The organism is Kitasatospora sp. NPDC085895, assembly GCF_040702125.1.
GTDB classification, from domain to species: Bacteria; Actinomycetota; Actinomycetes; order Streptomycetales; family Streptomycetaceae; genus Kitasatospora; species Kitasatospora arboriphila.
Map to the genome: position 1 here is coordinate 23,982 of NZ_JBFBJY010000056.1, position 26,872 is coordinate 50,853.

The 26,872-nt window shown below is 70.5% G+C and carries 17 protein-coding genes and 1 pseudogene; 9 read left to right on the top strand and 9 right to left on the bottom strand.

The window, feature by feature from the left end:
• From AB0442_RS28550 to AB0442_RS28560, 3 genes and pseudogenes are all read left to right on the top strand, one after another.
• A pseudogene (locus AB0442_RS28550) lies at positions 1-257 on the top strand (hypothetical protein); the annotation flags it as partial.
• Between the two features lie 331 nt (positions 258-588).
• On the top strand, positions 589-2,715 hold the full coding sequence (locus AB0442_RS28555) for a pentapeptide repeat-containing protein (protein ID WP_366166373.1): 2,127 nt from the start codon (positions 589-591) through the stop codon (positions 2,713-2,715).
• A gap of 446 nt (positions 2,716-3,161) precedes the next feature.
• The gene (locus AB0442_RS28560; protein WP_366166374.1) at positions 3,162-3,929 is read left to right on the top strand and encodes a DUF3800 domain-containing protein; all 768 of its coding nucleotides are present in this window, start codon (positions 3,162-3,164) and stop codon (positions 3,927-3,929) included.
• Positions 3,930-4,117: 188 nt separating this feature from the next.
• Here the strand turns inward: AB0442_RS28560 and AB0442_RS28565 are convergent, their stop codons facing one another.
• On the bottom strand, positions 4,118-4,279 hold the full coding sequence (locus AB0442_RS28565) for a hypothetical protein (protein WP_366166375.1): 162 nt from the start codon (positions 4,277-4,279) through the stop codon (positions 4,118-4,120).
• An 86-nt stretch (positions 4,280-4,365) separates the two neighbouring features.
• Here AB0442_RS28565 and AB0442_RS28570 point away from each other — a divergent pair, with 86 nt between their 5' ends.
• On the top strand, positions 4,366-5,673 hold the full coding sequence (locus AB0442_RS28570) for a hypothetical protein (RefSeq protein WP_366166376.1): 1,308 nt from the start codon (positions 4,366-4,368) through the stop codon (positions 5,671-5,673).
• Between the two features lie 88 nt (positions 5,674-5,761).
• Here AB0442_RS28570 and AB0442_RS28575 read toward each other — a convergent pair whose 3' ends face one another.
• Positions 5,762-8,476, bottom strand: coding sequence for an ATP/GTP-binding protein (locus AB0442_RS28575; protein ID WP_366166377.1), 2,715 nt, complete (start codon positions 8,474-8,476; stop codon positions 5,762-5,764).
• Between the two features lie 131 nt (positions 8,477-8,607).
• Between AB0442_RS28575 and AB0442_RS28580 the strand changes: the two genes are divergently transcribed.
• Positions 8,608-8,898, top strand: a complete 291-nt coding sequence (locus tag AB0442_RS28580) for a hypothetical protein (RefSeq protein ID WP_366166379.1) — start codon at positions 8,608-8,610, stop codon at positions 8,896-8,898.
• Here the strand turns inward: AB0442_RS28580 and AB0442_RS28585 are convergent.
• From AB0442_RS28585 to AB0442_RS28595, 3 genes are all read right to left on the bottom strand, one after another.
• A complete protein-coding gene (locus AB0442_RS28585; protein ID WP_366166380.1) occupies positions 8,862-10,703 on the bottom strand; it encodes a zeta toxin family protein in 1,842 nt (613 codons plus the stop codon). The genes AB0442_RS28580 and AB0442_RS28585 overlap by 37 nt on opposite strands.
• Positions 10,704-10,754: 51 nt before the next feature.
• Positions 10,755-11,651, bottom strand: a complete 897-nt coding sequence (locus AB0442_RS28590) for a hypothetical protein (RefSeq protein WP_366166382.1) — start codon at positions 11,649-11,651, stop codon at positions 10,755-10,757.
• A gap of 360 nt (positions 11,652-12,011) precedes the next feature.
• Positions 12,012-12,224 carry a hypothetical protein gene (locus AB0442_RS28595; protein ID WP_366166384.1) on the bottom strand — a complete coding sequence of 71 codons (213 nt, stop codon included), beginning with the start codon at positions 12,222-12,224 and terminating at the stop codon, positions 12,012-12,014.
• 210 nt (positions 12,225-12,434) lie between these two features.
• Between AB0442_RS28595 and AB0442_RS28600 the strand changes: the two genes are divergently transcribed.
• A complete protein-coding gene (locus tag AB0442_RS28600; RefSeq protein WP_366166386.1) occupies positions 12,435-14,843 on the top strand; it encodes a WD40 repeat domain-containing protein in 2,409 nt (802 codons plus the stop codon).
• A gap of 78 nt (positions 14,844-14,921) precedes the next feature.
• Here AB0442_RS28600 and AB0442_RS28605 read toward each other — a convergent pair whose 3' ends face one another.
• Complete coding sequence (locus tag AB0442_RS28605) at positions 14,922-15,965, bottom strand: nuclease-related domain-containing protein (protein ID WP_366166387.1); 1,044 nt, start codon at positions 15,963-15,965, stop codon at positions 14,922-14,924.
• Positions 15,966-16,443: 478 nt separating this feature from the next.
• A complete protein-coding gene (locus AB0442_RS28610; RefSeq protein WP_366166388.1) occupies positions 16,444-17,007 on the bottom strand; it encodes a hypothetical protein in 564 nt (187 codons plus the stop codon).
• Between the two features lie 331 nt (positions 17,008-17,338).
• Here AB0442_RS28610 and ligA point away from each other — a divergent pair, with 331 nt between their 5' ends.
• Positions 17,339-19,357 (top strand): NAD-dependent DNA ligase LigA, encoded by a 2,019-nt coding sequence (gene ligA / locus AB0442_RS28615; protein WP_366166390.1) that lies wholly within the window; start codon positions 17,339-17,341, stop codon positions 19,355-19,357.
• Between the two features lie 184 nt (positions 19,358-19,541).
• Here ligA and AB0442_RS28620 read toward each other — a convergent pair whose 3' ends face one another.
• Both AB0442_RS28620 and AB0442_RS28625 read right to left on the bottom strand, forming a co-directional pair.
• Positions 19,542-20,981 (bottom strand): restriction endonuclease, encoded by a 1,440-nt coding sequence (locus tag AB0442_RS28620; protein ID WP_366166392.1) that lies wholly within the window; start codon positions 20,979-20,981, stop codon positions 19,542-19,544.
• Between the two features lie 269 nt (positions 20,982-21,250).
• On the bottom strand, positions 21,251-22,729 hold the full coding sequence (locus AB0442_RS28625) for a hypothetical protein (protein ID WP_366166394.1): 1,479 nt from the start codon (positions 22,727-22,729) through the stop codon (positions 21,251-21,253).
• 43 nt (positions 22,730-22,772) lie between these two features.
• On the opposite strand from AB0442_RS28625, the gene AB0442_RS28630 reads away from it, so the two are divergent.
• Both AB0442_RS28630 and AB0442_RS28635 read left to right on the top strand, forming a co-directional pair.
• Positions 22,773-24,863 (top strand): ATP-binding protein, encoded by a 2,091-nt coding sequence (locus AB0442_RS28630; RefSeq protein WP_366166396.1) that lies wholly within the window; start codon positions 22,773-22,775, stop codon positions 24,861-24,863.
• Positions 24,860-26,872 (top strand): WD40 repeat domain-containing protein (locus AB0442_RS28635; RefSeq protein ID WP_366166398.1); only part of this gene is annotated, 2,013 nt, incomplete at its 3' end. The genes AB0442_RS28630 and AB0442_RS28635, both read left to right, overlap by 4 nt.

Genomic DNA, 26,872 nt, shown 5'->3' on the forward strand with positions numbered 1-26,872 from the left:
CTGGGGTCCGTGGTGAGGCAATGAAGCTGTACCGGCGGGCGGTCGCGGCCGGCGACGACTCGGTCCTGGGCAACCTGGCCCGACTGCTCGAACAGGCCGGAGATATCACGGGCGCGGAGGCGATGTACCGGCGCGCTGTTCAAGCTGGCCACAGTCTCAAGCAACCGGGGCAAGCTGGGAATCTCAAGCAATCGGCTTCAAAGATCCCCGAGGGACAGGCCCAACATAAAAAACCAGAGGCCCGGCCGGACCGTTGAGTCCTGCCCAACCTGTGGCTTGGCGGACCTGCGCCGCCGGGGCCTACCGGGCGGCCGCCGCGATGTACCGGGCCCAGACCGTTGGTACCGGTCAGCCCAGCCAACCGCACGCTCAGCTCGTGGACCCGGAGTCAATCATCGAGGTCACCGGGGAGCTGGCCAGCCCCCAGTGGGTTGTCGATCTGGGGAGGGAAAGTGAATGATCATTATCCTTCCCTTTCCGAGGCGCCGCCGAGCGGGTGAATCAGGCGACAGTGGCCGCTCGGATACCGTCCGGGACGGGTTGGCCGACCGACGATGGGAGCATGGCGCAGCCGATCCCGCGCGAACTGTGAGCACCTTCCCCGAACCGCCGAACCCGCCCGACTGGGAGCACTGCGGCCGCAATGCCACCACGACGGATCCGGTCGGCTGCCGCGGCATCCACGTCCCCGGCCACACCGCCTGCCTGGCGCACCTCACCGACCCCGACCGCGACGCCTACCTCGCCGGCCTCGCCCCCGGCACCAACATCGACCACCGCGGCACCCCCTTCACCGAGAACCTCCTCGACGCACTCCTTCAAGCGCTCCGAGACCCGGGCACCGGCCGTCCCCGCCTCGGCGACGCCAGGTTCGACGATGCAACGTTTTCCGACGTCGCCGGGTTCGGCAGGGCGATGTTCACCGGCGACGCCTGGTTCGACAGGGCGACGTTCAGCGGCCTCGCCTGGTTCAAGGATGCGACGTTCAGTGGCGACGCCCGATTCAGCGGGGCGATGTTCAGCGGAGACGCCCGATTCAGCTGGGCGACGTTCACCGGCGACGCCGGGTTCGGCGGGGCGACGTTCACCGGCGACGCCGGGTTCGGCGGGGCGACGTTCACCGGCCTCGCCTGGTTCAATGCGGCGACGTTTACCGACGTCGCCGGATTCGACAGGACGACGTTCAGCGGCAACGCCCGGTTCGAGGGGGCGACGTTCAGCGGCAACGCCCGGTTCGAGGCGGCGACGTTCACCGACGTCGCCTGGTTCGGCGGGGTGACGTTCCTCGACGCCCAATTCGGCGGGGCGACGTTCACCGACGCCCAATTCGACGGTGCGACGTTCACCGAGGTCGCCTGGTTCGACAGGGCGACGTTCAGCGGCAACGCCCGGTTCGACAGGGCGACGTCCATCGGCCTCGCCTGGTTCAATGCGGCGACGTTCACTGGCGACGCCGGGTTCAGCTGGGCGACGTTCAGCGGCGACGCCGAGTTCGACAGGGCGACGTTCAGCGGCAACGCCGGGTTTCAGGGGGCGACGTTCAGCGGCGACGCCAGGTTCGCTGGGGCGACGTTCACCACCAATGCCCACTTCGGCCAGGCGAGGTTTGCGATTGCGTCGTCGTTCGGGCCGCTCGCGTGTGTGCGGCAAGTTGATCTGTCCGGTGCGGTGTTTGAGGCGCCGGTGACGATAGAGATTGCGGCCAGTGTGGTGCGCTGTGTACGGACGCGGTGGAACGCGACGGCCACCTTCTGCCTGCGCTATGCGATCGTGGACCTCAGCGACGCCGTGCTCTCCTCCCCAGTCGCCGTTACCGCCCGCTCCGCCCCCTTCAGCAGTTTGGTGGACGAGAGTGTGCTGATTCCTCTCGACCCCGGTGTCCAGCTGGCTTCTTTAGAAGGGGTGGATGCTACCCACTTGGTCCTGTCAGACCTGGACCTGACGCACTGTCTCTTCTCCGGCGCCTTCCACCTCGACCAACTCCGCCTCGAAGGCAACTGCACCTTCGCCTCCGTCCCGGCCGGCCGCCCTCTCTGGCGCTTCAAACTGCCCTCCCGGTGGACCCGTCGCCGCACCCTGGCTGAGGAACACCACTGGCGCGCCGCCCCTCGGAAGGGAAAGTCCCACCCGCCTCGTGGCTGGAACCCCGGCTCGTCCGACCGTGTCCCCCGGCCAGCCGACGTGGCCGCGATCTACCGCCAGCTGCGTAAGGCGTTCGAGGACGGCAAGAACGAGCCCGGCGCGGCGGACTTCTACTACGGCGAGATGGAGATGCGCTGTCACGACAAGACCGAGACGACGGCCGTCGAGCGCGGCCTGATCCGGGCGTACTGGCTGCTTTCCGGCTACGGCCTGCGCGCCTCCCGCGCCCTGCTCTGGCTCGGTCTCTCCATGACAGGCACAGTCCTGGCCATGATGCTGTGGGGCCTGCCTAAAGCGGTGGTTCTGCCCAGCGCCACGGGCACCACCACCGGCACTACCCCGGGCATCATCAGCCTGAAGACGGACAAGCCGGACCTCTCGCTCCCCGGCGAGCGAATTACCCTCCAGCGCGCCGACCGAGCAATCCGAGTATCCGTCAACGCCGTGGTCTTCCGAACCTCCGGGCAGAACCTCACCCGAGCCGGGAACTACATCGAGATGGTGTCCAGGATCATCGAGCCCATCCTGCTCGCACTCGCCGTCCTGGCCGTCCGGGCACGTGTAAAGCGATGACCAGCAGCAGCGACCTCAGTTCGGCTGCGGGCAGCACCAAATACACGTGTTGACCTGCAGGAAGGGAACGAGATTGATCATTATCCTTCCCCCAGCCCGCCGCTTTGGGGCTCAGCCGATCAGCGCGTGCGGCACCGGGACGCTCGTCCCGGAGAGGGCCAGCACTGCACTGGCCAAGGGGGCCACCGCCGAGGCCGAAGAAGACCGCGATGAGGAGGGGTACGTGCGCCCTGCTGGCGTGCATCCGTTCACTGCGTCGACCTTGCCGATGTGCTCCCCACCCCCCTCCAGCAGGGGCTCAGGCGCGGCCAAAGTCCATGTAGCCATTGCCGAGGGGAACCAGGACCGGGCGGGACCGCCAGCAGATGAGCGGCTACCGGCATCGCAGGGAGCAAGGGCATCAAGCGATTTGATGGGGCGACCGGGCCTGGCCTTATAGTCCGACGGTGTACTTGTGCTACGTCGATGATTCGGGCTCGGACAACATCCGCACCCTGACCGGTCTGATGGTGCCGGCCGCCGGGTGGAGCGATGCGATGCACTGTTGGCTGGACGGCCGGCGGGCGGTCGAGACCGAGTGGGGCGTGGCGAAGAACACCGAGCTGCATGCAGTGAAGCTGGTCAAGGGCCGGGGCCGGTTCTGTGTGACGGAGGAGCAGGACGAGCTGTTCCAGAAGCCGAGCCGAATCGCCGCGCACGAGATGCTGCTCAAGCGGCTGGCGCGGTGCGAGAACGTGGCGGTCACGACGGTGGCGTGCCGGACCAGTGTTCTCCCGGACGTGTACACCTGCTTCGTCGAGCACCTCGAGGAGTGGGCCGCGGCGAAGGACACCCACGTGATGGTGGTCCTCGACGGCAATCCGGGTCCGGCGGACACCGACGGCCTGACCGCGGAGGATGCGAGCGAGGCCTGGCGGCATGCGGTGCGCAACGCCGCCCCGTACCGCGGTGTGCACCGCGGTCTGCCGCTGGCGTCCCGCCGGGTGCTGGAAGACCCGGTGATGCAGGACAGTGCCCATAGCCAGCTCATCCAGGCCGCCGACATGGTCGCGTACGCGGCCTACCACCACCTGGCCTGCTCCGATCCCACGCTGTGGCCGAGGCTGAAGCCGATCGGTCCGATGTCGCGGTCCTACCGCAGGCTGAAGCCGCGGTGGCTGGGCGACCCTGCGGCAGAGGGGATCGTGTGGCGGGACGCGCCTGGCGGCCCGTGAGGAACTGGCCCGGGAACGCAGAAACCCCCGGACGGACCGGGGGCCTACGAGGTGCAAGATCCCTTGGGCGTTCTCGATCGAGCGCATAGGACCTTGCACGTACATGTTCGCGGATCCAGCAAGCAATGGCAAGCTGCGCAGGTAGTGACCGCGTTTCCTGGCTTGGCTCCGGGCTCGTTTCCAGGGGGTCACTGATCGGCGATGAGCTGCTGGAACAGTGCGCACTCCATGGCATGCCACTCGCGGACCATGACTTCGCCGTCGTCGGCCTGGACGACCTCGAAGTGCCAGGGCAGGCAGTCGGTGCAGGGCCAGACCTCGTACGACGCTCCGTTCCCGCCAAGAGCCAATCAAGGGCTGAGATGGACATTCCCCTTGGTGTTGAGGAGTAGCGTGAAGACCTCGGACCAGCCATGTGGGGAAGGGCCAACTCCCGTTGTACGCACTCGAAGATCTGAAGAACCGGGTCCGCTCCCGCCAGTCTCGCCGGTATGTCGGCGAGGCTATCGCCGCCTACGGGGCAGGGGCCTACCGATCAGCGATCATCGCGGTGTGGATCGCTGTCGCTGCGGACCTGATCGAGAAGATCCGCCTCCTGGCGGACGAAGGCGTGCCAGAAGCTGCCGATCTTCGGGCGAAGCTCGACGATGCCATCAAGGAGAAGAAGGTCAGCGCGCTCCAAAGCTTCGAGCGCGATCTCGTGGAGGTCGCCGAGAAGCGCCTGAAGCTGATCGGGGCACGAGAAGCGACCGAGCTGAGCCGTCTGTACGAGGACCGTCATCTTTGCGCGCACCCTGCCTTCGTAGCTGGAGACGATGACCTCTTCGCGCCTACGGCGGAACTGGTCCGCACGCACCTGGCTGCCGCCGTCGACGCAGTGCTATCGCACCGTGCCGTCACGGGCCGCAAGGCCATCGAGCGGTTCGAGCGAGAGGTGGAAGGGGAGTCGTATCCCCGAGACGATCAACGGCTAGAAGAGTATCTCCGCGCAAGCTACCTGGATCACGCAACCGGTCCGCTGCTTGGCAACCTGATTAAGGTGGCCTGCAAGAGCACACTGGACGCGGGCAACAGCATCGCCACCAGGTGGCGATATACCCGCGCGGCCCGAGTGATGCAGAAGGTCGCACCGGCTGCCTTTGAGGAGCGCGCAGCCCAGCTGCTCCAATCGCGGCAGGACGTCCTGACGGATGAAGGGCTCGGCATGTTGGTCGCCGGCCTCTGCTACGTGCCGGGGACCTGGGACCTGCTCCACCAAGGCACCCGAAACAAGATCGAGCAGCTGCTCAGCTCCTCGCCGATCAGTCGGCTCGTAGCTGACTACATGCTGTTCTACGGCCCCCTTCCTCACGCGCCAGTGGACGGCATGCTCCTGGCCAGGGTGCCTGATCTGGTGACGATCAAGACATCAGAGCTGGAGTACGCTCCCACCGCCTACTTGGGTGAAGCTTCCGACCGGCGCCTTCTGGAGCCGCTCATCCAAGCACTCAAGGATGCCCGGTCGTACATGGACGGCGAAGCAGTCCTGAAGTGGATCAACGCTGTGGTTCCGATCCTGACCGCCGAAGACCTGCAGAAGATCCTCAAGGTCTCGTCCGAGAACAACCAGATCCGCGGATCGGTCCTTGGCCGCCGGCAGCTTGAGGCTCTGCGCTGGCAGACAGTCGGCCTTGGCGATACCGCGAAACAGGCATGGGCGGAATGGGACGCGCAGTGGGCGCCGTCGACAGAGGACACCGACTAGCGAAGCCGATCTCCGCCGAGGTCAGGCAGCGCTTAAGTGCCGCTGACTGAGTTCTTGCTGATCATCGTCAGGGTTGCCGTACTCCTAGCTAGGCGGTGCCGGTGTGCAGGTGGGCCTGCCGGGTGGTGACCAGGGCCCGCCACCGGCTGCGTACTGTCTCTTCGCTGTCGAGCCAGTGGACGGTCGAGGGTGCGTCGGGGTGCTGGCCGGCCATGAAGTGGGCGATGTCGGCGTAGTGGGCGTAGTCGCCGCCGCGGGCGAGGTCGCGCAGGCGGGCCTGGGCGGCCGCGTGGGCAGCATCGTCGCCGCGGACCGCGTGGTGGAAGGCGGCGGCGAGCTCGAGCGCGGCCTGCGCGGCGGTGATGCCAGCGGCGGCGGTTTCGGTGCGCAGGCCCTGGATGCGGTCGTCGACACCGTCGAGGCCCGCGTCGCGGACGATGGCCGCGGTGCGGACGGTCAGGGTGGTCGCGCGCAGGTCGAGGCCGGTCAGGAGCTGCTCGGCGAGGTCGATCTCGTCGTCGGCGGCCTGCGGGTCGGTGAAGGCGAGAACGAAGGCGCGCTGGGCCTGGGAGGTGGCGCGTTCACCGGCGACACCGTGCTGCTCGGCCTGGGTGCGGGCGGCGAGGTAGGCGTCGGCTGCGGCCGCCATGTCGCCCTGGGGCCACAGGATGTCGCCTTCCACCCGGTGCTGCCGACCCTTCCAGCCGAGGCCCTGCGCGGCGGTGTGGGCGGCGGGGAAGTCGCCGGCGAGGCGGGCGAGGTGGACCAGGCCGCGGCGGGCCGCGGGTGCGAGGCGGCCGCCGCCGTCGGCGACGAGCTGCATGCCGCGGCGGGAGTCCAGGCGGTGCCCGAGGTCTCGCTGCGCCTTGGCGAGGTAGTAGACGGCCATGTGCTGCAGGTCCTCGGGCAGCAGCCCGGCCGCGGTGACGCCGGACAGCCGCTGGACGGTGCGGGAGCGGTGCTCGTGCTGCCGGCGCGCGAGCGCGCTGAGCAGCTCGACCAGAGCGTCGGAAGCCGTGGCCGGCGCCTGCCCGCCACCCGGGCCCGCCGGGGCGGGGGGCGAGGCGAGGGGCTCCCACACGGAGTCGGAGACGTACGTCCAGGCCGCGTCCGTGAGCCAGCCGAGCTGGAGTCGGTGGTCGCGGGCGAGCGCGAGGCCTTGGCGCAGGCAGGCGACCAGCAGCCGCCGGCCGCCTGCCGGGCTGCCGGTCCACTGCCGGCCGAGGGCGTCGAAGGCCCGCAGTGCGGCGCTTGCCCAGTCCTGGTCGGACCAGCGGTCGTCGCTCTGGTCGTCGGCCCGGCGCACGGCGGAGCGCACCACGCCGTGCAGGTGGTACGGCCACGGGGCGAGCGGATTCTCGCGGACGAAGGGCCGCTCGACCAGGCGCAGCGCCGGGGCCTGGTGGTTCATGCCGGCGGCGGTGGTGGCGAGGGGGATGTCGAAGGCGTCGAGGAGGCTGGCGGCGCGCAGGACGTGGCGCTCGTCGGGGGTGAGGTCTTGGAGGGTGCGGGCGATGAGGGCGGGGAAGTCGTGGTCGAAGTCGTCCGGCTGCGGGGTGCGGGTGCGGCGGATTTCGAGGAAGCGCATGACGGCGAGGTCGAGGAACAGGGGCAGGCCGTGGGAGCGGGTGGTGATGACCTGGCGCAGGTCGTCGCCGATGAGGGGCCGGCCGTTTGTGGTGAGGCGGCGGGCGAGGTAGTCGTCGCAGTCCTCGGGGCTGAAGTCGCCGATCAGGATCTGCCGGTCGGCCGACGGCGCCGCGTCGCCGGGCCCGGCGAGGGGTCCGGTGTCGGCCGGGGTGGGGGCGGTGCGGGCGGCGGGGATGTGGGCGGCGAGCTGCGGCCAGGCGGCGGGCCCGGTGTAGTCGAGCTGTCCCTGCAGGGCACTGTCGGCCCACTGCAGGCGGCTGCGGCCCGTGATGACGAACAGGGCGTTCGGCATCAGCCACACCACGCGCTGGATCAGGCGCTCGAGGTCGCGGTTGGTGCGGTCGCCGGTGTCCTCGAAGGTGTCGAGGAGAACCACCGGGACGACGGCGTCCTTGGCGGGCAGCCGGCCGATCTCGTAGGCGAGCAGGTGCGGGTAGAAGGACAGCGCGTCCAGGTCCGGTTCCGCCTCCAGCAGGTCCGCGAGCCGCGGACAGCCGGCCAGCGCCCGGGCCGTGGTGCGGCGCTCGCGCACCGCCCGCACGACGGCACCGGCGACATGGCCGACCGCCGAGCCGACCGCACCGGGCAGCGCAAGGGCCTGCGCAGCTTCCGACAACGCGGACTGCACCTGGCCGGGCAGCGCCTTGGCGAAGCGGCTCACCAGACCTGCGCGGCGCAGATACTCCTCCAGCGGCTCGCCCGGATGGTTGTGCTCCCAGTACCGCACCAGCGCGATGTCGAACGCGGGCAGGGCCCGGTCCAGTCCGGCCAGGGCAAGGCGCAGCGTGAGGACCAGGCGCTCGAAGTCGCCGCCCGCGGTACGGGCGAGGTCGATGCGCACCGGCAGCAGCCGGGGCGAGGCGGGCCAGGTGGGCTCGCCCCACTGGGCGGGGCGCAGGGCCGTGTCGGCGAGCGCGGCCTCCAGCTTCCGCGACAGGGTGCTCTTGCCGATACCGCCGACGCCGTGGAAGACCAGCACGTTGCGCCGCGCCGCTTCCAGGTCCTGGACGTCGAAGCCCGGCGCGGCCAGGGCGGCCAGGTGCCCGGCGAGCGCGTCCGCGACCGCCTGCCACTGGCCCTGCCGGTTGGTGAACGCCTCGTCCGTTCCCACGCGCTCGTTCGAGCCGAACAGCGCCCGCAGATCCCCCGCCACCGCGTCCCCTCCCCATGATCTGACCCGGCATCAACCTACGCCCTCGCGACACGGTCGGCAGGGCCCCGCGTTGTGGCCGACCCGGGACGGGGCGGACAATGGCTTGATCATTTCTAACCCGAGGTGGACCCGTGCCCGACCCACAGCCCCAGGACAGCCCCGACTACTCCGGGCTCCCCACATCCGGCCACGAGGACACCCAGGCCCTGGACGCCGTGCAGGCAGTGGCGGCCTGGTACCGGGCCCAGATCGGCGCCGAACGCGCGAAGCCGGCCCCGGACACCGAACGCATCGACCACTGGACCGCGGCCCTGCACGCCACGACCGCCGACCGGATCCGCCTCCAAGCGGCCGACCTCGAGGAACAGGCGCAGATCGGCGCCCGCTACACCGCGCTGCTCGCCGAGCTGGCGGCCCGGTAGCCCCTGGCGGGCTCCGGCAGGGCACGCGCGTCGCCCACCGGCTGCCCCAGACGGGGCGTCTGGAAGGCGGCGGGCATCAGCGGACGGGCCAGGGCGGTGATGTCCTCCAGTTCGTCGCGGTGCTGGGGCAGTGCCCGGCGCAGCGCCGTGTTGGTGTGCAGGAACGCTGCCGCCTCCTGCTCGGTGTAGGGGCGCGCCCGCCCGGCGGCCAGCGCCGCCGCAGCCTGCAGACCGTCGGCCGCCCGGCCCTGCTCCTGGAGGGCCAGGAGATGCCCACCGCGGTCGATCACCAGCACGGTGTCGACGACCTCGTGCCCCTGGGCGGCCGCCACCGCGGCGGCCGTGCCAGTGAAGCAGGTCCGGTGCCCGGACACGGAGGTGAACCGGGACGGCACGCCGTTCCTCTGGTTCAACGCGTAACGCAACGCGCACCCCTGTCTGCTGTCGGCCTCGCGAACGGCCAGCACCGCCACCTCGACCCGGTACCCGGCCCCGTGGAAGACGGCCGCGCTGTCCAGGAACTCGGCCGCGCTGCCCGGGGCGATCTCGATGACCACATCACCCCGGCGCTCGCGCACCCAGGCCTCGGCCTGCCGGAACCATGCCCGGTAGTCCGCGCGGATCGCCGCCCCGGCATGCCGCGCCTCGGTGAGGAGCAACTGGAAGTAGTCGGGGTGCGCGGCCTTGAAGACGTCACTGGACAGCAGCACGGTCCCCGGCCGCATCGCCCGCAGCACCATACGGCTCGCCCCGGTCTTCCCGGCACCAGGCTCACCCATCACGTACACCACGACCGGCTGCTCCTGCGCGCTGATGGCGTCCAGGTAGCCGGGGACGATCAGGTTCTCGAACGTCCAGCGGTGCTCGCCTGCACTTAGCCGGTGGTAGTCCACGCCCGGCGGCCCCGAGCGCACCTGGGCAGTGCGCCGCACCGGCTCGGCGAGCGCGGCGGCCCGCTCGGCGTCCCGGCTCACCGCCAGCACCTGGTCGGACGGCATCCGGCTCTCCGCCCGCACCAGCCCCTGCTCCGCCCGCCGCAGCGCGCGGCGGAAGCGCTCGGTCTCCACCGCGCTCCACCACCGGACGCGCTCGGCCTCTACGGCCCGGGCCGCGCCCGGGGCCTTCGACCACGCCCCGGCGACGAGCTCATTGCAGTACAGAAGCTCCATGCCGCGCCGCACCACCGTGATCCGGTCGACCAGCCGCTCGGCCTCCAGCACCTCCAGGGTGCGGCCGAGCTGCCGGGCGCACTCGTCATGGTTGGACCACGACACATACCGCCCAGCCCCCTCGCCGCCACCGAGGTAGCGGCCCAGCACACCGAGCTGACTCCACGCCAGCGCGCACGCCACCGCCACCACCTCGACCCGGTACCCGGCCGCCCGGTACGCCAGCACCTGGGCCCGCGCCTCGCCCGCGTCGGCGAACGCGGTCTCCACCAACGCGTCCAGACGACGGGACCGGACGTGCTCCTCCACCGCGGCCTGCCACCGGCGGGTGTCGAAACGGACCGCGACCCCGGCCGTGCGCACGTCCTCGGACAGCAGCCGCTCGTAGTCCTGGTGCGCGGCCTTGTACAGGTCGGCGCCGACGCGCACCGCGCCACCGCGCAGACCGATAACGGGCAGCAGCAGGTCCCCGAGGGTCGACTTGCCGCTCCCGGGCGGACCCGCCACGAGCAGCACGGCCGGCTTCTCCTGCGCAACGGCGCCGTGCGTCCAGGTCGGCAGGATCACGTCGCCGAGAACCCGGTCGGTGGTGCCGTCGCACGGCACGAGGGCCGGGACAGTCTGTTCCTGGCGCACCTTGCTCCGTTCCAGTGCCCGCGGGGGGCGGTAAAGGGGGGCTTGTGAGGGTCAGTCGTGGTCGGCGGCGCGGGCCCAGGTCTGGTACTCCCAGACCACGTTCGTCAGGTACCTGAGGGCCGACTCGATGTGGGGGTTGCTGGGGCGGGACCGCTCGCCAGCGGTGAGAACGTCGTTGACGGCCTGCACGAACTCGGCGGTGGTGCGCGTGTCGTGACCGGTCTGGGCGGCGGTCGGTGTGCTGCGCGCCTGAAGGTGAGCGGCCTGGTCGACGAGCCTGCGGAAGTCCGGGTCGACATCCGGGCTGTAGAGGGTGGCGTGGACGAGAGCGGTCAGGGCGCGCCGCAGGGCCGTCTGCCCGTCCCCGAAGATCACGTTGAGGATCTCGTCGGTCACCCGCACCTTCAGCTCGGTGCCGTCCGGGTCGACCACGGTGCAGCTGAAGAAGGGAATGTCCCCCGCCCAGGGGCCGTACCGGGCCCTGAGGGTCTGCGAGGCGAACCGGTTGCTCTCGCGGTTGGGCGCGTCCAGCCGCAGGAAGCCCGTCTTGTAGTCGCCCTCGGGGAGAGCGTTGTGGAGTCCGAACCACTCGCCGTTCTCCGCCTGCACGGCGTAGATGGCCGCGGCGGGCTGCACGTCGGTCGCCTTCGCGTTCGCGCTGTCCTTGGACTGCCCGGCCCTGATGGACACAACGGGGCCCTGCGACGACCACTGCCGCCAGGCGCTCTCCTTGGACAACCCGATGGCCTGCCCGATCTCCGACCAGCTGCGCTTGTCCTCCACGCACTCGCCGACCGCCGAGCGCAGGGCCCAGGCCAGCTGTGCCTGGGCGTCGGCCAGGATCTGGGCGCGCCGGAGCGGGTCCTGCGACGCGACGGCCATCTGCACCATCTCAGCAGCGTTCAGGGCGCGCGCGTCCGTCGTCGGAACGGAACTCGCAGCGGTCATGGTGTCCTCCATCCGCCGAGCATGCACATCTCGACGCTCGAACAACACTAGTCGTTGTGCACACACAACGCAAACCGTTTCGCGGGTAGTCGCGGGCCTCGCCACGCACACCAGGCACCGACGACTCACAACCACGACGCTCCTTGTCGGTGAAGACGGGAAACGCTCCACCACCACGCCGCCAGAAGCGACGTGATCGGACTTCAGGTTCGACTGACGAAGCGGGTGGAGACTGATAGGTGCGGAGGTCTCGCGGCGGGCGGGGCTGCTTCTCTGCGCCGTCCATGACGACGGCTGCGGCCGCGGCAGACCCCGGGCGCAGGGCCGTTCCGAGCCAGGCCACGGTCCGGGTGCGCGCGATCACCGGCGTGAGCGCCAAGTGGCGAACAGACCCATGCCGGCGCTCGTGACGGCGGTGAAGGCGCCAGGACCGGCCAGGACGAACACGGCGGCGGCCCGGGCGATCAGCAGCAGGGCCATCAGGTCCAGTACCCGCTCGCCGGTCGGGGCGGGGGTCGGGTCGACCGGGTGGGCGTTGCCGTCCTGGAACATCTCGAGGACGGACGGCGTCATGGCGGGGGCGGGTCGCGGTGGGCGACTGAGCGAGGTCGTCGGTGTCCATGCCCACCATTCCAGACCCGCTCCGGCCGCGGCCGACGTACTGCACGAACGGATCCGTGCGAGCCCGAACATCGGGCCCGTCCGGGGCTGTTCGGCCGTTTTCGGTGCAGGCCCCTGACCGGTGGTTCTACGGTGGTCCCCACACACCGTCAGGGGGACCACGTGGCCGACCCGCTCACCGATCCGCAACAGCCGGTCCAGGGCGGCTACCCGCAGGAGCTGTCCGCCTTCGCCGGGGAGCTGCGCAATCTGCGGATCGCCTGCGGCAACCCCACGTTGCGCAACGTGGAGAAGGCCGCGCCGTCCGTGCGGCCGCTGTCGGCCTCCGCGGTCAGCGAGATCCTGGCGGGCAAGCGGCTGCCGCGCCTGGACTTCCTGACCGCCCTGGTCCGAACCTTGCTCTCGTTCGAGGACGGCCGCCCCGTGGGACGTGACGACCCGCGGGTCGCACAGTGGCGCACCCGCTGGGAAGAACTCGAACGCTCCCGGGTCAACGCCCACCTGAAGCCCCTGCCCCGTCCCCGGCGACAGCCCGACGATCCCGGACCGTCCGCACCAGATCCGGAAGGACCCGCGGCGCCGCTGCCCGCCCCGGCAGCCCTGGGACGGGCAGCCCTCTCATGGGTGTGGCTGATGGAGCACAGCATCACCGACCACACCGGCCCCGTCTTTTCGGTGGCGTTCTCCCCCGACGGCAACCTGCTCGCCACCGCCGGCAAGGACCGTACGGTGCGGCTGTGGGACCCGGCCACCGGTCGGCCGCACGGCGAACCGCTTACCGGCCACGGCAGCAGCGTCTACTCGGTGGCGTTCTCCCCCGACGGCAACCTGCTCGCCACCGCCAGCTACGACCGCACGGTGCGGCTGTGGGACCCGGCCACCAGCCAGCCGCATGGCAAACCCCTCACCGACCACACCGGCCCCGTCTTTTCGGTGGCGTTCTCCCCCGACGGCAACCTGCTCGCCGCCGCCAGCTTCGACCGCACGGTGCGGCTGTGGGACCCGGCCACCGGTCGGCCGCACGGCGAACCGCTTACCGGCCACGGCAGCAGCGTCTACTCGGTGGCGTTCTCCCCCGACGGCAACCTGCTCGCCGCCGCCGGCTTCGACCGCACGGTGCGGCTGTGGGACCCGGCCACCAGCCAGCCGCACGGCAAACCCCTCACCGACCACACCGGCCCCGTCCGGGCAGTGGCGTTTTCCCCCGATGGGCGGCTCTTTGCCACCGCTAGCGAGGACTGCACGGTGCGGCTGTGGGACCCGGTCACCGGTCGGCCGCACGGCGAACCGCTTACCGGCCACGGCAGCAGCGTCTACTCGGTGGCGTTCTCCCCCGACGGGAGGCTCCTTGCCACTGCCAGCGAGGACTGCACGGTGCGGCTGTGGGACCCGGCCACTGGCCGGCCGCACGGCCAACCCCTCACCGACCACACCGACCGCGTCTCTTCGGTGGCGTTCTCCCCCGACGGGCGGCTTCTCGCAACGGCCGGCCACGAGGGCGCGGTGCGGCTGTGGAGGCAAGAGGCCAATGACGCACCTGGGCTTTGGGCCCTCGCCGCGATGCGAAAAGAACGCGATGAACTCGCACGCCGCATCGCGGTCATGGACGCCGCTGCGAAGTTGGCCGATGCCCGAACGGAAGCGCTGGTCAGCGCCCTCTACGCGCGGCTGCCACCGGAAGGGCTCCCCCTCACCGGTTCCCCCGGAGGCGTCTCGTCGGTGGCGTTCTCGCCCAACGGGCGGCTCCTTGCCACCGCCGGCAAGGACCGCACGGTGCGGCTGTGGGACCCGGCCACCGGTCGGCCGCACGGCGAACCGCTCACTGGCCACACCGGCCCCGTCCGGGCAGTGGCGTTTTCCCCCGACGGGCGGCTCCTCGCCACCGCTGGCCACGACCGCACGGTGCGGCTGCAGGAGCCGGCCACCGGCCGGCCGCACGGCGAACCGCTCACTGGCCACACCGGCCCCGTCCGGGCAGTGGCGTTTTCCCTCGACGGGCGGCTCCTCGCCACCGCCAGCGAGGACTGCACGGTGCGGCTGTGGGACCCGGCCACTGGCCGGCCGCACGGCGAACCGCTCACCGGCCACGGCAGCCGCATCTACTCGGTGGCGTTCTCCCCCGACGGCAACCTGCTCGCCACCGCCGGCTACGACTGCGCGGTGCTGTGGGACCCGGCCACCGGCTGGCCGCACGGCGAACTCCTCACCGACCACACCGGCCCCATCTACTCGGTGGCGTTTTCCCTCGACGGGCGGCTCCTCGCCACCGCCAGCGAGGACTGCACGGTGCGGCTGTGGGACCCGGCCACTAGCCGGCCGCACGGCGAACCGCTCACCGGCCACGGCAGCCGCATCTACTCGGTGGCGTTCTCCCCCGACGGGAGGCTCCTTGCCACTGCCAGCGAGGACTGCACGGTGCGGCTGTGGGACCCGGCCACTGGCCGGCCGCACGGCGAACCGCTCGCCGGCCACGGCAGCAGCGTCTACTCGGTGGCGTTCTCCCCCGACGGCCGCCTGTTCGCCACCGCCAGCGCCTACGACACGGTGCGGCTGTGGCCCTCGCCGTCTTGATGCCTGGAGCAGCCTGATCAGGCCCTTCCGCGCGACTGATCGCCTTGTACACCAGGGCCCTGCCTCTGCCAGGACCTGCTATCCGGCGTGTGGAGGCAGGAGTTCCTTCGCGCGCTGGACGATCGGGTGAGGCAGCAGGCCGCCTGCCCGGCGAGTGCGGGAGCCGGCCCGGAGACGACGGACGAGGGGAGCGGCGTTGGCGATCGTCACGCCTTCCAGGTGAAGCACACCGCGGGGAACCTTCGCGCCATGAACAGCGACATACGCAGCCACCGGAACGCCGAGCACGAGCTCGGCCTGCCTCGCCTCCCAGGCCACGGTCTGCAGCGCACGGGTCTGGCAGTGACCGCCGTACCAGAGCTGCCCCTTGCGCACCAGGAGCTGGGACCTCCTCGACACCCAGTTCTTCGTGTCGATGTAGACCACCTCGCCACCCGGGGCTATCAGGAGATGATCAAGGTTTGCGCTCGATCCCGGGATCGCCCGGTCGTGCAGGACTGTCCACCCCGCCCTCTCCAGCGGCACCAGCAGCCGAGCGGTCCGGCGCTCCCCCGCGGCACCTACCGCCCACGACCCCCCTCGGCCCACCACAAAGGTGAGCACCACCGTGTAAGCCATTCCCATGGCCGCGACGACAGCCAAAAAGATCCCTGACCCGACGCTAGGCGTCGCCCACCACCCCACCACGCCCACCGTGGCGAGAAGCGGCAGCCGCCACTTCCACGAACGCCGTAACCGTCGACGCGCTGCCACACCGCGCCGCCGCGCCATCCGCGCCGCACTCGCCCCCGCCTCGTTCCTGTCAGCCACCAGTGCCCCCTCGTCCCGGCCATGCATTCGTGCACGGACTCGACCGCCAGGCGTAACACAGCCAGGCAGCGAATCAAGACCTCTTCGCGGAACTCCCCACTGAGCTGACGCCCGATCATGTCCAATCAGCCAACACAGAACCGGCCCGGCCAACGCAGCTGAGCCCGCCCCGGCCGCACGCAGGATGTGCGGCGCGCACTTGCGCAGGAAGCTGGTGCGCGCAAGCCGGCTTCTTGCGCAGCCAGCCTCCGTACACCGCGCTGCGCATGCGCAAGAGGGAGCCGACCATGCGCAGGTCGGTTGCGCAGGCATTCAGCTGTCCGCACCGACTCCCGGGGCCGCACCCGCGTAAGAGTGCGCATGCGCAAGCGGTGATCTTGCGCATGCGCAGCGAGGCGCATGCGCATGTCCGTTGGCGCGCATACTGGGTGGAGATCGTTCCCACCGAGGGGGTCAGCCCATGTCTGGACATGCCGAGCAGCCCAAGACGTACCTTGTGACCCAGACCGCGACGGTGCAGGCCACCGCCAGACCACCTCTCCTCAGCGGCCAGCAGTCAGATCGGCAGCGCCGGCGGAGCGCAACAGTCACCGCCATCATGCTGATCTGTACGGTGGTCACGACCGTTCTCACGGTGCTGACATATCTACGTTGAGGTCGGCTGACACGTGGCTCGGCGCCGGGCCGGCTGACGGTGGGGTCTCACCGAAGTGGCGCGGGCCCATAGGCTGAAGGCGCTGGAGCGTCCTCGGTCTCGCGGTGAAGTTCTCCGCACATTGGGGCCCGCCGTTTACCCCTCCTCGGTCTCGGAGGCGACCTCGTTCCACAGCGCCTTCGTGGCCTGCCCGGCTTGGAAGGCGAGGTCGCAGACATGGACAGTCCGCTCTGCAAGAACCTCTCTCTCGTCCAGCACAGCCGCCAGGGTGCAAAACACCTGGGTGGTGATGACCGCCAGGAGCACGCCGAGGTCCTCGTGTGACCTGCCGGCAAGTTTGGCGTTCACCCTCACGAGTGGCTCGTCCTGGTCGTCGGTGTCCGCTGTGGCGTCGGGGCGCCCGCCAGCGTTCGCCTGCACCTTGGCGATGTCGAGACGCTGCCGAAAGGTCTCGAAGTGGGTGTGCCAGTCGCTCGGCGTATGGGCGGGGACGCGGAAGGCGGACAGCATGGCGCGGGTTTGCTCGATCTGCTCCAGCACCGGGCTGGTGTAGCTGGCGAGCATCGGCGGGGTGAAGTAACCGCCGGTGCTTACGGCGAGGGAGTGCAGGAAGCTACGGCTCCCGAACGGGTCCATGGCGCGGGCGAGAGCGTCCGCGCGGGCCTGGGCATCTCGGATGTACGGGGCGATCGTGGTCATCGGGTTGGCTCCGTCCGGTGGGGAAGTGGTCTTCCACGGTGGGCCGGACCCGCGCGGCTCTGCACGTTGGGGCACCCGGTTGCCACCCACATGGGTGGGCTGCCTCGGCACACCGTCAGCGGCTGGCTGACAGGTCTGCGCGCACCTCAGCCGGAAGACGCCAGCCGTGCGCATCACCTGCGCAAGGGTGCGCATGCGCAGCCGGTCCCCCTGCGCACGCGCAATAAAGGCGGTTGCGCACGCGCGTGCCGCGCGGGCCAAGCTCACCTCGGGTTGCCGCCCCACCCATGCGCGTGCGCAGCTGTCGGTGCCGGCCGACATCATGGTGCGCATGGCACTCGACTCCCCCACCTCCTACGCCGACGCTGTCGCCACCGCGGTGCAGGCCGCCGCCGCGTACTACACCGACGGCTCCACGCCGCTGGGCGACGACGAGTACGACGCGCTGGTGCGCGACATCGAGGCCTACGAGCTGGCACACCCGGACCAGGTGCTGCCCGACTCCCCCACCGGCAAGGTCGCCGGCGGCGCCGTGGTCGGCGAAGTCCCGCACACCGTGCCGATGCTCTCCCTGGACAACGTCTTCTCTGCCGACGAGCTCGCCGGTTGGGCCGCCGGGCTGGAGCGCCGCCTCGGCCGGCCCGTGGACGGCTGGTGCGTAGAGCCGAAGCTCGACGGCCTGGCCGTTGCCGCCCGCTACCAGGCCGGCCGCCTCGTCCAGCTGATCACCCGCGGCGACGGCCTCGCCGGCGAGGACATTACCCACTCCGCCGACGCCGTCCTCGGCCTGCCCCAGCAGCTCGCCGAGCCGACCGACATCGAGCTGCGCGGCGAGGTCCTCCTCACCCAGGACCAGTTCGACCACGCCAACACGATCCGCCTCGCCCACGGCGCCGTCCCCTTCGCCCACCCGCGCAGCGGCGCCGCCGGCACCCTACGCGCGAAAGACCGCCCCTACCGGATCGAACTGACCTTCTTCGCCTACGGCGCCATCGGTGCCCTCGCCGACCTCGGCCACACCGCCCTCCTGGAACACCTCGCCGGTCTCGGTGCCAACACCGCCGCCACCACCGCAGCCCACCCGCTGCGCTGCGACAGCATCGACGAGGTGCAGCAGCGCGTCGAAGAGATCGCCGCACTACGCGCAGCCCTGCCGTTCGGTATCGACGGCGTCGTCATCAAGGCGGACTCCGCCGCGGACCAGGAGCAGGCCGGCTCCGGCTCGCGCGCACCGCGCTGGGCCATCGCCCGCAAGCTCGCCGCCGTCCACAAGGTCACCCGCCTCCTCGAGGTCGAGTGGAACGTCGGCCGCACCGGCGTCATCGCCCCGCGCGCCGTCCTGGAGCCGGTCGTCATCGACGGCGTCACCGTCACCTACGCCACCCTCCACAACCCGGCCGACATCACCCGCCGCGGCCTCATGCTCAATGACCAGGTCTTCGTCTACCGCGCCGGCGACGTCATCCCCCGCGTCGAAGCGCCCCTCGCCGACGAGCGCACCGGCGACGAGAAGCCCATCGACTTCCCCGAGACCTGCCCGCGGTGCGGCGACGCCATCGACACCTCACAGCAGCGCTGGCGCTGCGTCCGCGGCCGCGGCTGTCAGGCCGTCGCCTCCATCCGCTACGCCGTCGGCCGCGACCAGCTCGACATCGAAGGCCTCGGCGGCACCCGCGCCGTCCAGCTCGTCGAAGCCGGCCTCGTTGCCGACATCGCCGACCTCTTCGCGCTCACCCGCGAGCAACTCCGCGCCCTCGACCGGATGGGCGACACCAGCACCGACAACCTCCTCGCCGCGATCGAAACCGCCCGCACCCAGCCGCTCGGCCGGGTGTTCTGCGCGCTCGGCGTCCGCGGCACCGGCCGGACCATGTCCCGCCGGATCGCCTCCCACTTCGGCAGCATGGCCGCGATCCGTGCCGCCGACGCCGAGGCGCTCGCCGAGGTGGACGGCATCGGTATCGAGAAGGCCCAGGTCATCGTCGCGGAGCTTGCCGAGCTCGCCCCGGTCCTGGACAAGCTCGCCGCGCACGGCGTCGGCACCGAGGAGACCACCCCGGCCCGACCCGCTGGCAACACCGGCGAGCAGACCAGCCCGCTCGCCGGGCAGGCCGTCGTCGTCACCGGCAGCATGACCGGCCCGCTTGCCGCGCTGTCCCGTAACGAGATGAACGAGCTGATCGAGCGCGCCGGCGGCAAGGCCTCCTCCTCGGTCTCCAAGAAGACCACCCTGCTCGTCGCCGGGGAGAAGGCCGGCTCCAAGCGCACCAAGGCCGAGGAGCTCGGCATCGAGATCCTCACCCCGGACGCCTTCGCCCAGCGCGTCGCCGACTACCTGCCCGGGGCCTGACGCACCGGGACCGAATCAGCGAACGGAGCGGCCAGCCTCACCAAAATTTAGGTGAGGCTGGCTGCTGCCGTGTGGGGCCAGATGGGCTGGGCTCGTCTCCAGATGGCCGGTTAGTGTAAACGGCGTTTACATCCCGAGGCCTGGCGATCAAGATCAACGCGGTGGGGGCGAATGCCCTCTGCCGCTACGACAGGGCGACGATCTCGCAGAGCGGATCACCCAGCGTCGCCCATTGGCGTAGCGCCCACCGGTCTACGAGCTGGATCCCGTGCTCCTTGGCGAACTGGCGGGCCGGGGAGGTGAAGGTGCCGTTGGTGACGAGCACTGGGATGTCCGCCTTGTGATGGGGCCGGGCTGTCCCGTTGAAGCGCTGGAGGTCTGGGGTCCCGACGGTCCGGCTGGAGGCGGTGTGCTTGGCCTGGAAGACGACCAAGAGGTTGTCGTCGGTGGTAGCGCTGACATCGGCGCCGAGATCGCCCGCTCCACCGTGGGCCTGAACCACGGTCATACCGTCGCGCCGCGCAAGGTCGGCGACGAGCTTTTCGAACTCGCGGTGGTGCAGCTCGTCGATCTGGTCGAGGGTGATGGACGGTGTCCTCATGAGATGGGTGATGCGCCGGTTGAGCACCAGGGCATCACCGTGGACGGCCTCGCGGTGGTCGGCCAGGATCTGCTGCAGGCCAACGCGGGCAGACTCGAGGTCGCGTGCCAACGCGGCTATCGCCACCACCGCCGCTGCCCCTTCGGGGTGACGCTGCGGTTCGGTGCCGGCCCGCGGGACAAGGCCGAAGTCCTCGCCCACCTTCTCCCATATCTTTGAGCAGGTGTCGAGCGCCGCTACGGCGCTGTCTAGCGCTGCAGTGAGGGCCTGGTTCCGGCGCGTGTTTGCGCGGGAGTTCGCGGCCATCCGCATGGGGATGGCCCAGGATTCGGGGCCGTTGTACTCCCCGCCGCTGGTCTGCTTGATCTCGGCTTCAACTGCGGCTCGGTGGATGGCCAGTCCGCAGTAGGTGGAGTGCAGGAACTCGCCTTCTACGCTCAGGGGGCCGTTGATGAGGTGTTCACGCCGTTGATGTTCCTGCAGGGCCAGTTCGTGGACGGCGTCGCGGTGGTCAGCAATGGCCTGCGCCATCCGTTCGGGACTTCGGGAGACCCGCTCCCACACCTCCCCTACGGACTCGACGGGCGAGGTTCGGGCTTCGGAGCGGTCACGTTGGAAGAAGTCCACGGGGTTCAGCCCGAGCTCCTCGCTCATGGACTTCCAGGCCTGGCGGCAGATGTTCAGGCCTTCATCAGCCTCGGATGCCTCCTTCTCTACAATTGTTGCCAGAACCGCGAAGGCCTCGTCAACGGCGTCGCGAACCGCCTTCGGGACCGGGGCCAGAGCATCTGTCCAGGCCGTGCGCTGCCGCCGGCGCGTCTCCCCCGCTGCTCGCTTCGCGACATCGTGGTGCTCGCTGAGGCTGTGGTGGAACTCGCGCAACATCCAGGCTTCATTCGTCCAGAGCCAGGCGGCCAGGAGGTCGTCAGAGTCGGCAGCCGCGATGCATTGGCCCATGTACTGGCGGAGTCTGGCGCTCCTGTAGCGGGTAGGGACGACCTTCGCGGCCCTGTCTATGATCACGAGGGCAGCGTATCCAGGCGCTCAGACAGGCCTGCGACCAGGTTCTTTTCCTGCTGTTGGGCACATCACCGCTATCGCTATCCGCATTCTGACCCCTGAGGACTTCGCTACCCTCGTCGCCGACCACCTCACCTGAGCCCTGCGGCCGCAGCCCGTGAACAAGCCGGTCCCGCCCGACCCCCGGACGGGACCGGCTCGCCGACGCCTGGACACCTTCCCAAAGTTGGGCCGGGGCAGGTTCGAGGCGTGCGGAATAGTCGGCCGGACACCTACTCCTGGTCCGGCCCGAAGGCCATGAGGAGCTGCGTCACGGGTGCCGTCTCTCCCACCCGGGCCGCGACCCGGTACAGGCCCGGCTCGCGCAACTCCACCATCGCCACCAGGCCGCCGTCCCGGCCGGAAAAGCGCGGCCTGGCCACACGCGCACCCGTCTCGGCATCGACGATCTCGCACGTCACCGCAACCGGACTGTCACGCCCGGTCAGGCGCAGCTCCCACGGCCGGCCAGCCGAGACGCCTTCGTCGGGCAGGTCGAGTCCGAGATCACCGGGCCCCATCGGCGGGCCGTCGTAGCCGTCGTACTCGGTGAGCACACCGTGGACGTACTTCAGAGCCTGGCCGTGCTTGGCCAAGGCGCCGTGCTGGACGGGCATCCAGACCGGCTGCCCTGCGGTGTGGGAGGCGGCGTCGCGGTAGACGGTGCCGTCCCCCCACCGATCCCACACCTGCGGGATGCCGTGCGAGTTGCGCACCAATTCCCCTGCCTTGTCCACCTTGAACGTCCGGCATTGAGGGTGGACGACACCACCCTCGATACGGATGCTCTGGACGGTTGGCTGCGCCACACCGACCACTGCCCGGTGGTCGGGCAGCACCGTGGTGGGGTCAGAGCGCATCCGGAGCTGGAAATCCGCCGCCGCGCGGGCCAGCTCGCTGTTGCCTCCGATGCCGGCCACCGCTGACGGTGTGAGACGGGAGACCTCCAGCCCCTCGTCGACGCACCGGTAATCCGGCAGCAGGTCGTGCACACCGGGAAGCGTCGCGGCCAGGGCCTGCAGATGATCGAGGACCCGGCCGCGGACGCCGCCCTCACGCCGCCCGCCGTTGAGCATCACGGCTGCCTTCGCCGACCCGAGGAACGGCGTACCGAGAGTGATCACGGTCCGGGTGTCGGGCTGCAGATCCCGGTGGTGATGGAGCGCTGCCCGCGTCACGAGACCGCCCATCGAGTGCGCCACGAGCACCAACTGCGGCATCCGCTCCTCACAGCGAGCACGCAGCTCCGGGGTCGCCGCCACAGTCGCCGTCCACGCCTCAAGGTGCCGGCGCGCCGCCTGCGCCAGCAGCCGCCCGTTGTGCTCCACCGGCAACCGCCAGTCATACGGGAACTTCAGCACCGCCGCAGGATCAACCACCGCGTCGTCCACCATCTGGGCAAGATCGTGGTAGGGCTCGATGCCGTGCAGCAGGGGCACCCACGCCGGGATGCGCAGCAGCGCAGATGGCCGCACGCGTACCGGCCCCGAGCCCTCCAGTTCGGCATCGGTGGCATGCAGGGGCTGCAAGCCGCCCTTGCGACCCAGAGCCCGGCGCAGCATCGCCGGCTTCAAGCCCCACAGCAGGTCACCGGTGTCGGCGTCGAGGAGTTCGCTGCCCATGATGCCGGGAACGATCACCACCGCGTCCACCGTCGTGTCCCGGCTCTGCCGAGCCCCCGGGTACCAGACGTCCCCGCTGGGATTCTGCACCTTTTGCCTCCCCTGCTTGTGGCTGTCCAGCAGACTAACCGTCATGGACCTTGCGAGGGAGGCGGATTCGCCAGCGGCCGACGGCATCCGGCGCCGCCTGGTGACGATCGCCGTGCAGGACTATGGGGACGATGATCCGACGTTCACTGACGGCATGAAGGAGCAGTTTCAGGCCCTCGACACCTGGTGGTGCGACCCCGCCCTCGGAGAACGCCGCTTCACACCCGAACCCGTCCCCGATCTCCAGTCCCGCCGCGACGTGGCCGCCTTCCTCGACGACATTGACCTGCAGGAAGCACCTGCCGACGACGCCGTCGTGCTGTTCATCTCCGGCCACGGCCACGCCAGCCCAGGCGGAAGCCACTACCTCCTGCTGCCAGAGAGCGAACCCACCCGGATCGCCGGCACCGCCTACCGCACCACCGACCTCATTGCCGCAGCCATCGATTCCCACGCCAAGCACGTCCTGGTCATCGTCAACACCTGCTACGCCGACGGCACCGCCATCAACCTTGCCCAGCTCAGAAGCGACCTCAACGCACAACGGGCCAACAGCCCCACCATCGCCGGCCTGGCCACCACCGACATCCGTACCACCATCGGGGTCCGCGCATTCAGCCGCCTCCTCACCCAGGCCCACCAGCAACTGCGCACCTCGGCAGAGCTCACCACTCGCTATCTCAGCTTCACCGAGTTCCTGGAACAACTGAACGACGCGGCCGCAGCGACGGGCCACACGGCACCGCTCTCCCTGCTCGGCTCGGACGGCTCCCGCATCCCGCACCTGTGTCTGCCCAACCCCGGCTACCAACCACCCAAGCTCCTGGTCGCCCCGCAGCGCAGCCAAGTCGCCACCAGCGAAGCCGACATGCGGTACTGGATCAGCCGCGCCAGCGGCCGCCCCAACCGCAGCGACCCCGGCTGGTACTTCTCCGGCCGCAAACCCCTCACCCGGGCCCTGGCCGACTTCCTACGCGAGGGCCCACCCCAAGGGCACAGTCCCTCAATGATCATCACCGGGACCGCCGGCAGCGGGAAGTCGGCCATCATCGCCCGCGCCGTGACTCTCAGCGACTCCGGCTTCCGCGCCAACCCCGACTTCACCCAAGCCGTCGAAGACTCCCCCACCGAGACCGTGCCACCCGTCGGCTCCATCGACATCGCGGTCCTGGCCCGCCAACGCACCGCCGAAGACGTCACCGCAGCTCTCCTCGACGCCCTCGGCTGCCCACCACCGGCCCCCGACCCAGGGCAAGACCGCCTCACTGCTCTACGCGGATCCCTCCTCACCGCCCTCCACGACCTCGCCGACGCCGGCCGGACCATCACCATCGTCATCGACGGCCTCGACGAAGCCGACGCCCCCTACCTACTGGTCCCCCAGATCATCGCGCCACTCGCCCAAGCCACCACCGCCCCGAAACTCGTGATCGGCGTCCGCAGCCACCTCACCGACGCAGCACCCACAGCCGACCACTCCGTGCCCGACACCGCACTGCTGGACCACCTCAGACGAGCCCTAACCACCCGAGACCCAGCAGGCGCCGAACTCCCGCCCCTGGAACTGCGCACCGACGGCCCGGACACCGTCCACGACATCCAGTCCTATCTCCAGGCCCTGCTCGACGACGTCCCCGACCACTCCTTCGATCCCGCCACCACCGCGCGCCGGATCACCGCACACATCCCAGCGATCTCCTTCCTCGACGCCCGCCTCGCCGGAAACCAGATCCGCGAAGCGGACCACCCCCACGACCTGCTCGACGACCCCTACTGGTGGGACTCTCTCGGACAGGGCCTGGTCGGACTCCTCGGCCAGGACCTGCGCAGCCTGAACACACCTGCGCTGCCACCCGCGACAGCACTCGGCCTCCTGCGGGCGGCAGCGTTCGCGCAAGGAGCCGGCATCCCCTGGGGCCCCATCTGGCCAGCGATGGCGGAGGCGGTGCTGGACCGTCCGCTGCCCGATGCCGATGCGGCCATCGATGCCCTGCGCACGGGGCGTCTGGTCGGCTACCTCGCCCAGGACACCGAAGACGGCCGCATCGTGCACCGCCTGGCCCACGAACGCCTCGCCGAAGTGCTGCGCGACGAGCCCCACCGCCTGCACGCTCCGAGGGGGAGGAAGCCGTGACCTTCGTTCCGCGGCCGGACGCGCCCGCTGACGTACACCGGCGTATCGCCGACCGCCTGGCGAAGCTGGCCGACACTCCCCGAGGCGTTCCGCCCCACCCCTACATCAGGCGTCACCTTGCCCAGCACGCCGACCTCGGCGGCGTTCTGGACGAGGCCCACCTGCCTGCCGGGTTCCTGCCGTGGGACACCGAGGGCCGCCTCCGCGGCCGTCTCGGCCTGCCCATCATCCCCCTATCCGGCCAGGAGACCATCGCTGCCTGGGCTGGCATCGAACCCTTCCTCGGCGGCGCCGACCACCGCACCCGCGAAGCCAGCCTGCAATTCGCGCTTGCCACCACAGGGGCCCACTCCGGCGAAGGGGCTGTCGTGTGGCCGCGCTTCTCCCGCTGGCACACCGCGAACAACGTCCTCGCCGCCCACGAACGGATGTCTTGCATCACTGCCTTTACCGGTCCGGACGGCCGGTCGCTGCTAGCCACTGGCGGCGGTGACGGCACGGTGCGGGTGTGGGACCCCGTGGCGGGCGTCCAGGTGGGCGAGCCGCTGCGCGTGCACGACGGCCGGGTGGAAGCGGTGGTGGTATTCACGGGTCCGGACGGCCGGTCGCTGCTGGCCACCGGCAGCTTCGACGGCACGGTGCGGGTGTGGGATCTGCTGGCGGGTGTCCAGATGGGCGAGCCACTCAGGGATGGCAGTTCGGTGAATGCGGTGGCGGTGTTCGCGGGCTCGGACGGCCGGCCGCTGCTGGCCACCAGCGGCGATGATGGTGCGGTGCGGGTGTGGGATCTGCTGGCGGGCGACCGGGTGGGTGAGCCACTCAGGGATGGCAGTTCGGTGAATGCGGTGGCGGTGTTCGCGGGCTCGGACGGCCAGCCGCTGCTGGCCACCAGCGGCTTCAACAGCATGGTGCGGGTGTGGGATCCGCTGGCGGGCGACCGGGTGGGCGAGCCACTCAGGCATGGCAGCTCGGTGTTTGCGGTGGTGGCATTCGTGGGGGCGGACGGCCAGCCGCTGCTGGCCACCAGCGGCGATGATGGTGCGGTGCGGGTGTGGGATCCGCTGGCGGGTGTCCAGGTGGGCGAGCCACTGCGCGGGCACGACAGGTGGGTGAATGCGGTGGTGGCGTTTGCGGGCTCGGACGGCCGGCCGCTCCTGGCCACCGTCGACTTCGACGGCGTGGTGCGGGTGTGGGATCCGTTGGCGGGTGTCCAGGTGGGCGAGCCACTCTGGCACGACGGCCTGGTGCATGAGGTGGTGGCGTTCGCGGGCTCGGACGGCCGGCCGCTGCTGGCCACCAGCGGCGATGATGGTGCGGTGCGGGTGTGGGATCCGCTGGCGGGCGACCGGGTGGGTGAGCCACTCAGGGATGGCAGTTCGGTGAATGCGGTGGCCGTGTTCGCGGGCTCGGACGGCCGGTCGCTGCTAGCCACCGGCAGCGATGATGGTGCGGTGCGGGTGTGGGATCCGCTGGCAGGCGTCCAGGTGGGCGAGCCACTCATGCACGACGGCCCGGTGAGGGCGGTGGTGGCGTTCGCGGGTCCGGACGGCCGGTCGCTGCTGGCCACCGGCAGCTCCGATTACACGGTGCGGGTGTGGGATCCGCTGGCGGGCGACCGGGTGGGCGAGCCACTCATGCATGGCAGCCCAGTGGGGGCGATGGCGGCGTTCACCGGTTCGGACGGCCGGTCGCTGCTGGCCACCGGCAGCTCCGATTACACGGTGCGGGTGTGGGATCCGCTGGCGGGTGTCCAGGTCGGCGAGCCGATGTTCGGGCACGGCGGCCCGGTGATCGCGGTGGTGGCGTTCGCGGGTCCGGACGGCCGGCCGCTGCTGGCTACTGGCAGCTTGGACGGCGTGGTGCGGGTGTGGGATCCGCTGGCGGGTGTCCAGGTCGGCGAGCCGATGTTCGGACACGGCGGCCCGGTGATCGCGGTGGTGGCGTTCGCGGGTCCGGACGGCCGGCCGCTGCTGGCTACTGGCAGCTTGGACGGCGTGGTGCGGGTGTGG

Bases quoted from the DNA above. Each gene is read 5' to 3' on its own strand.
- AB0442_RS28590 (WP_366166382.1), bottom strand. From the start codon at position 11,651: ATGACCGCTGCGAGTTCCGTTCCGACGACGGACGCGCGCGCCCTGAAC.
- AB0442_RS28595 (WP_366166384.1), bottom strand. From the start codon at position 12,224: ATGACGCCGTCCGTCCTCGAGATGTTCCAGGACGGCAACGCCCACCCG.
- AB0442_RS28605 (WP_366166387.1), bottom strand. From the start codon at position 15,965: ATGCCTGCGCAACCGACCTGCGCATGGTCGGCTCCCTCTTGCGCATGC.
- AB0442_RS28610 (WP_366166388.1), bottom strand. From the start codon at position 17,007: ATGACCACGATCGCCCCGTACATCCGAGATGCCCAGGCCCGCGCGGAC.
- ligA (WP_366166390.1), top strand. From the start codon at position 17,339: ATGGCACTCGACTCCCCCACCTCCTACGCCGACGCTGTCGCCACCGCG.
- AB0442_RS28630 (WP_366166396.1), top strand. From the start codon at position 22,773: ATGGACCTTGCGAGGGAGGCGGATTCGCCAGCGGCCGACGGCATCCGG.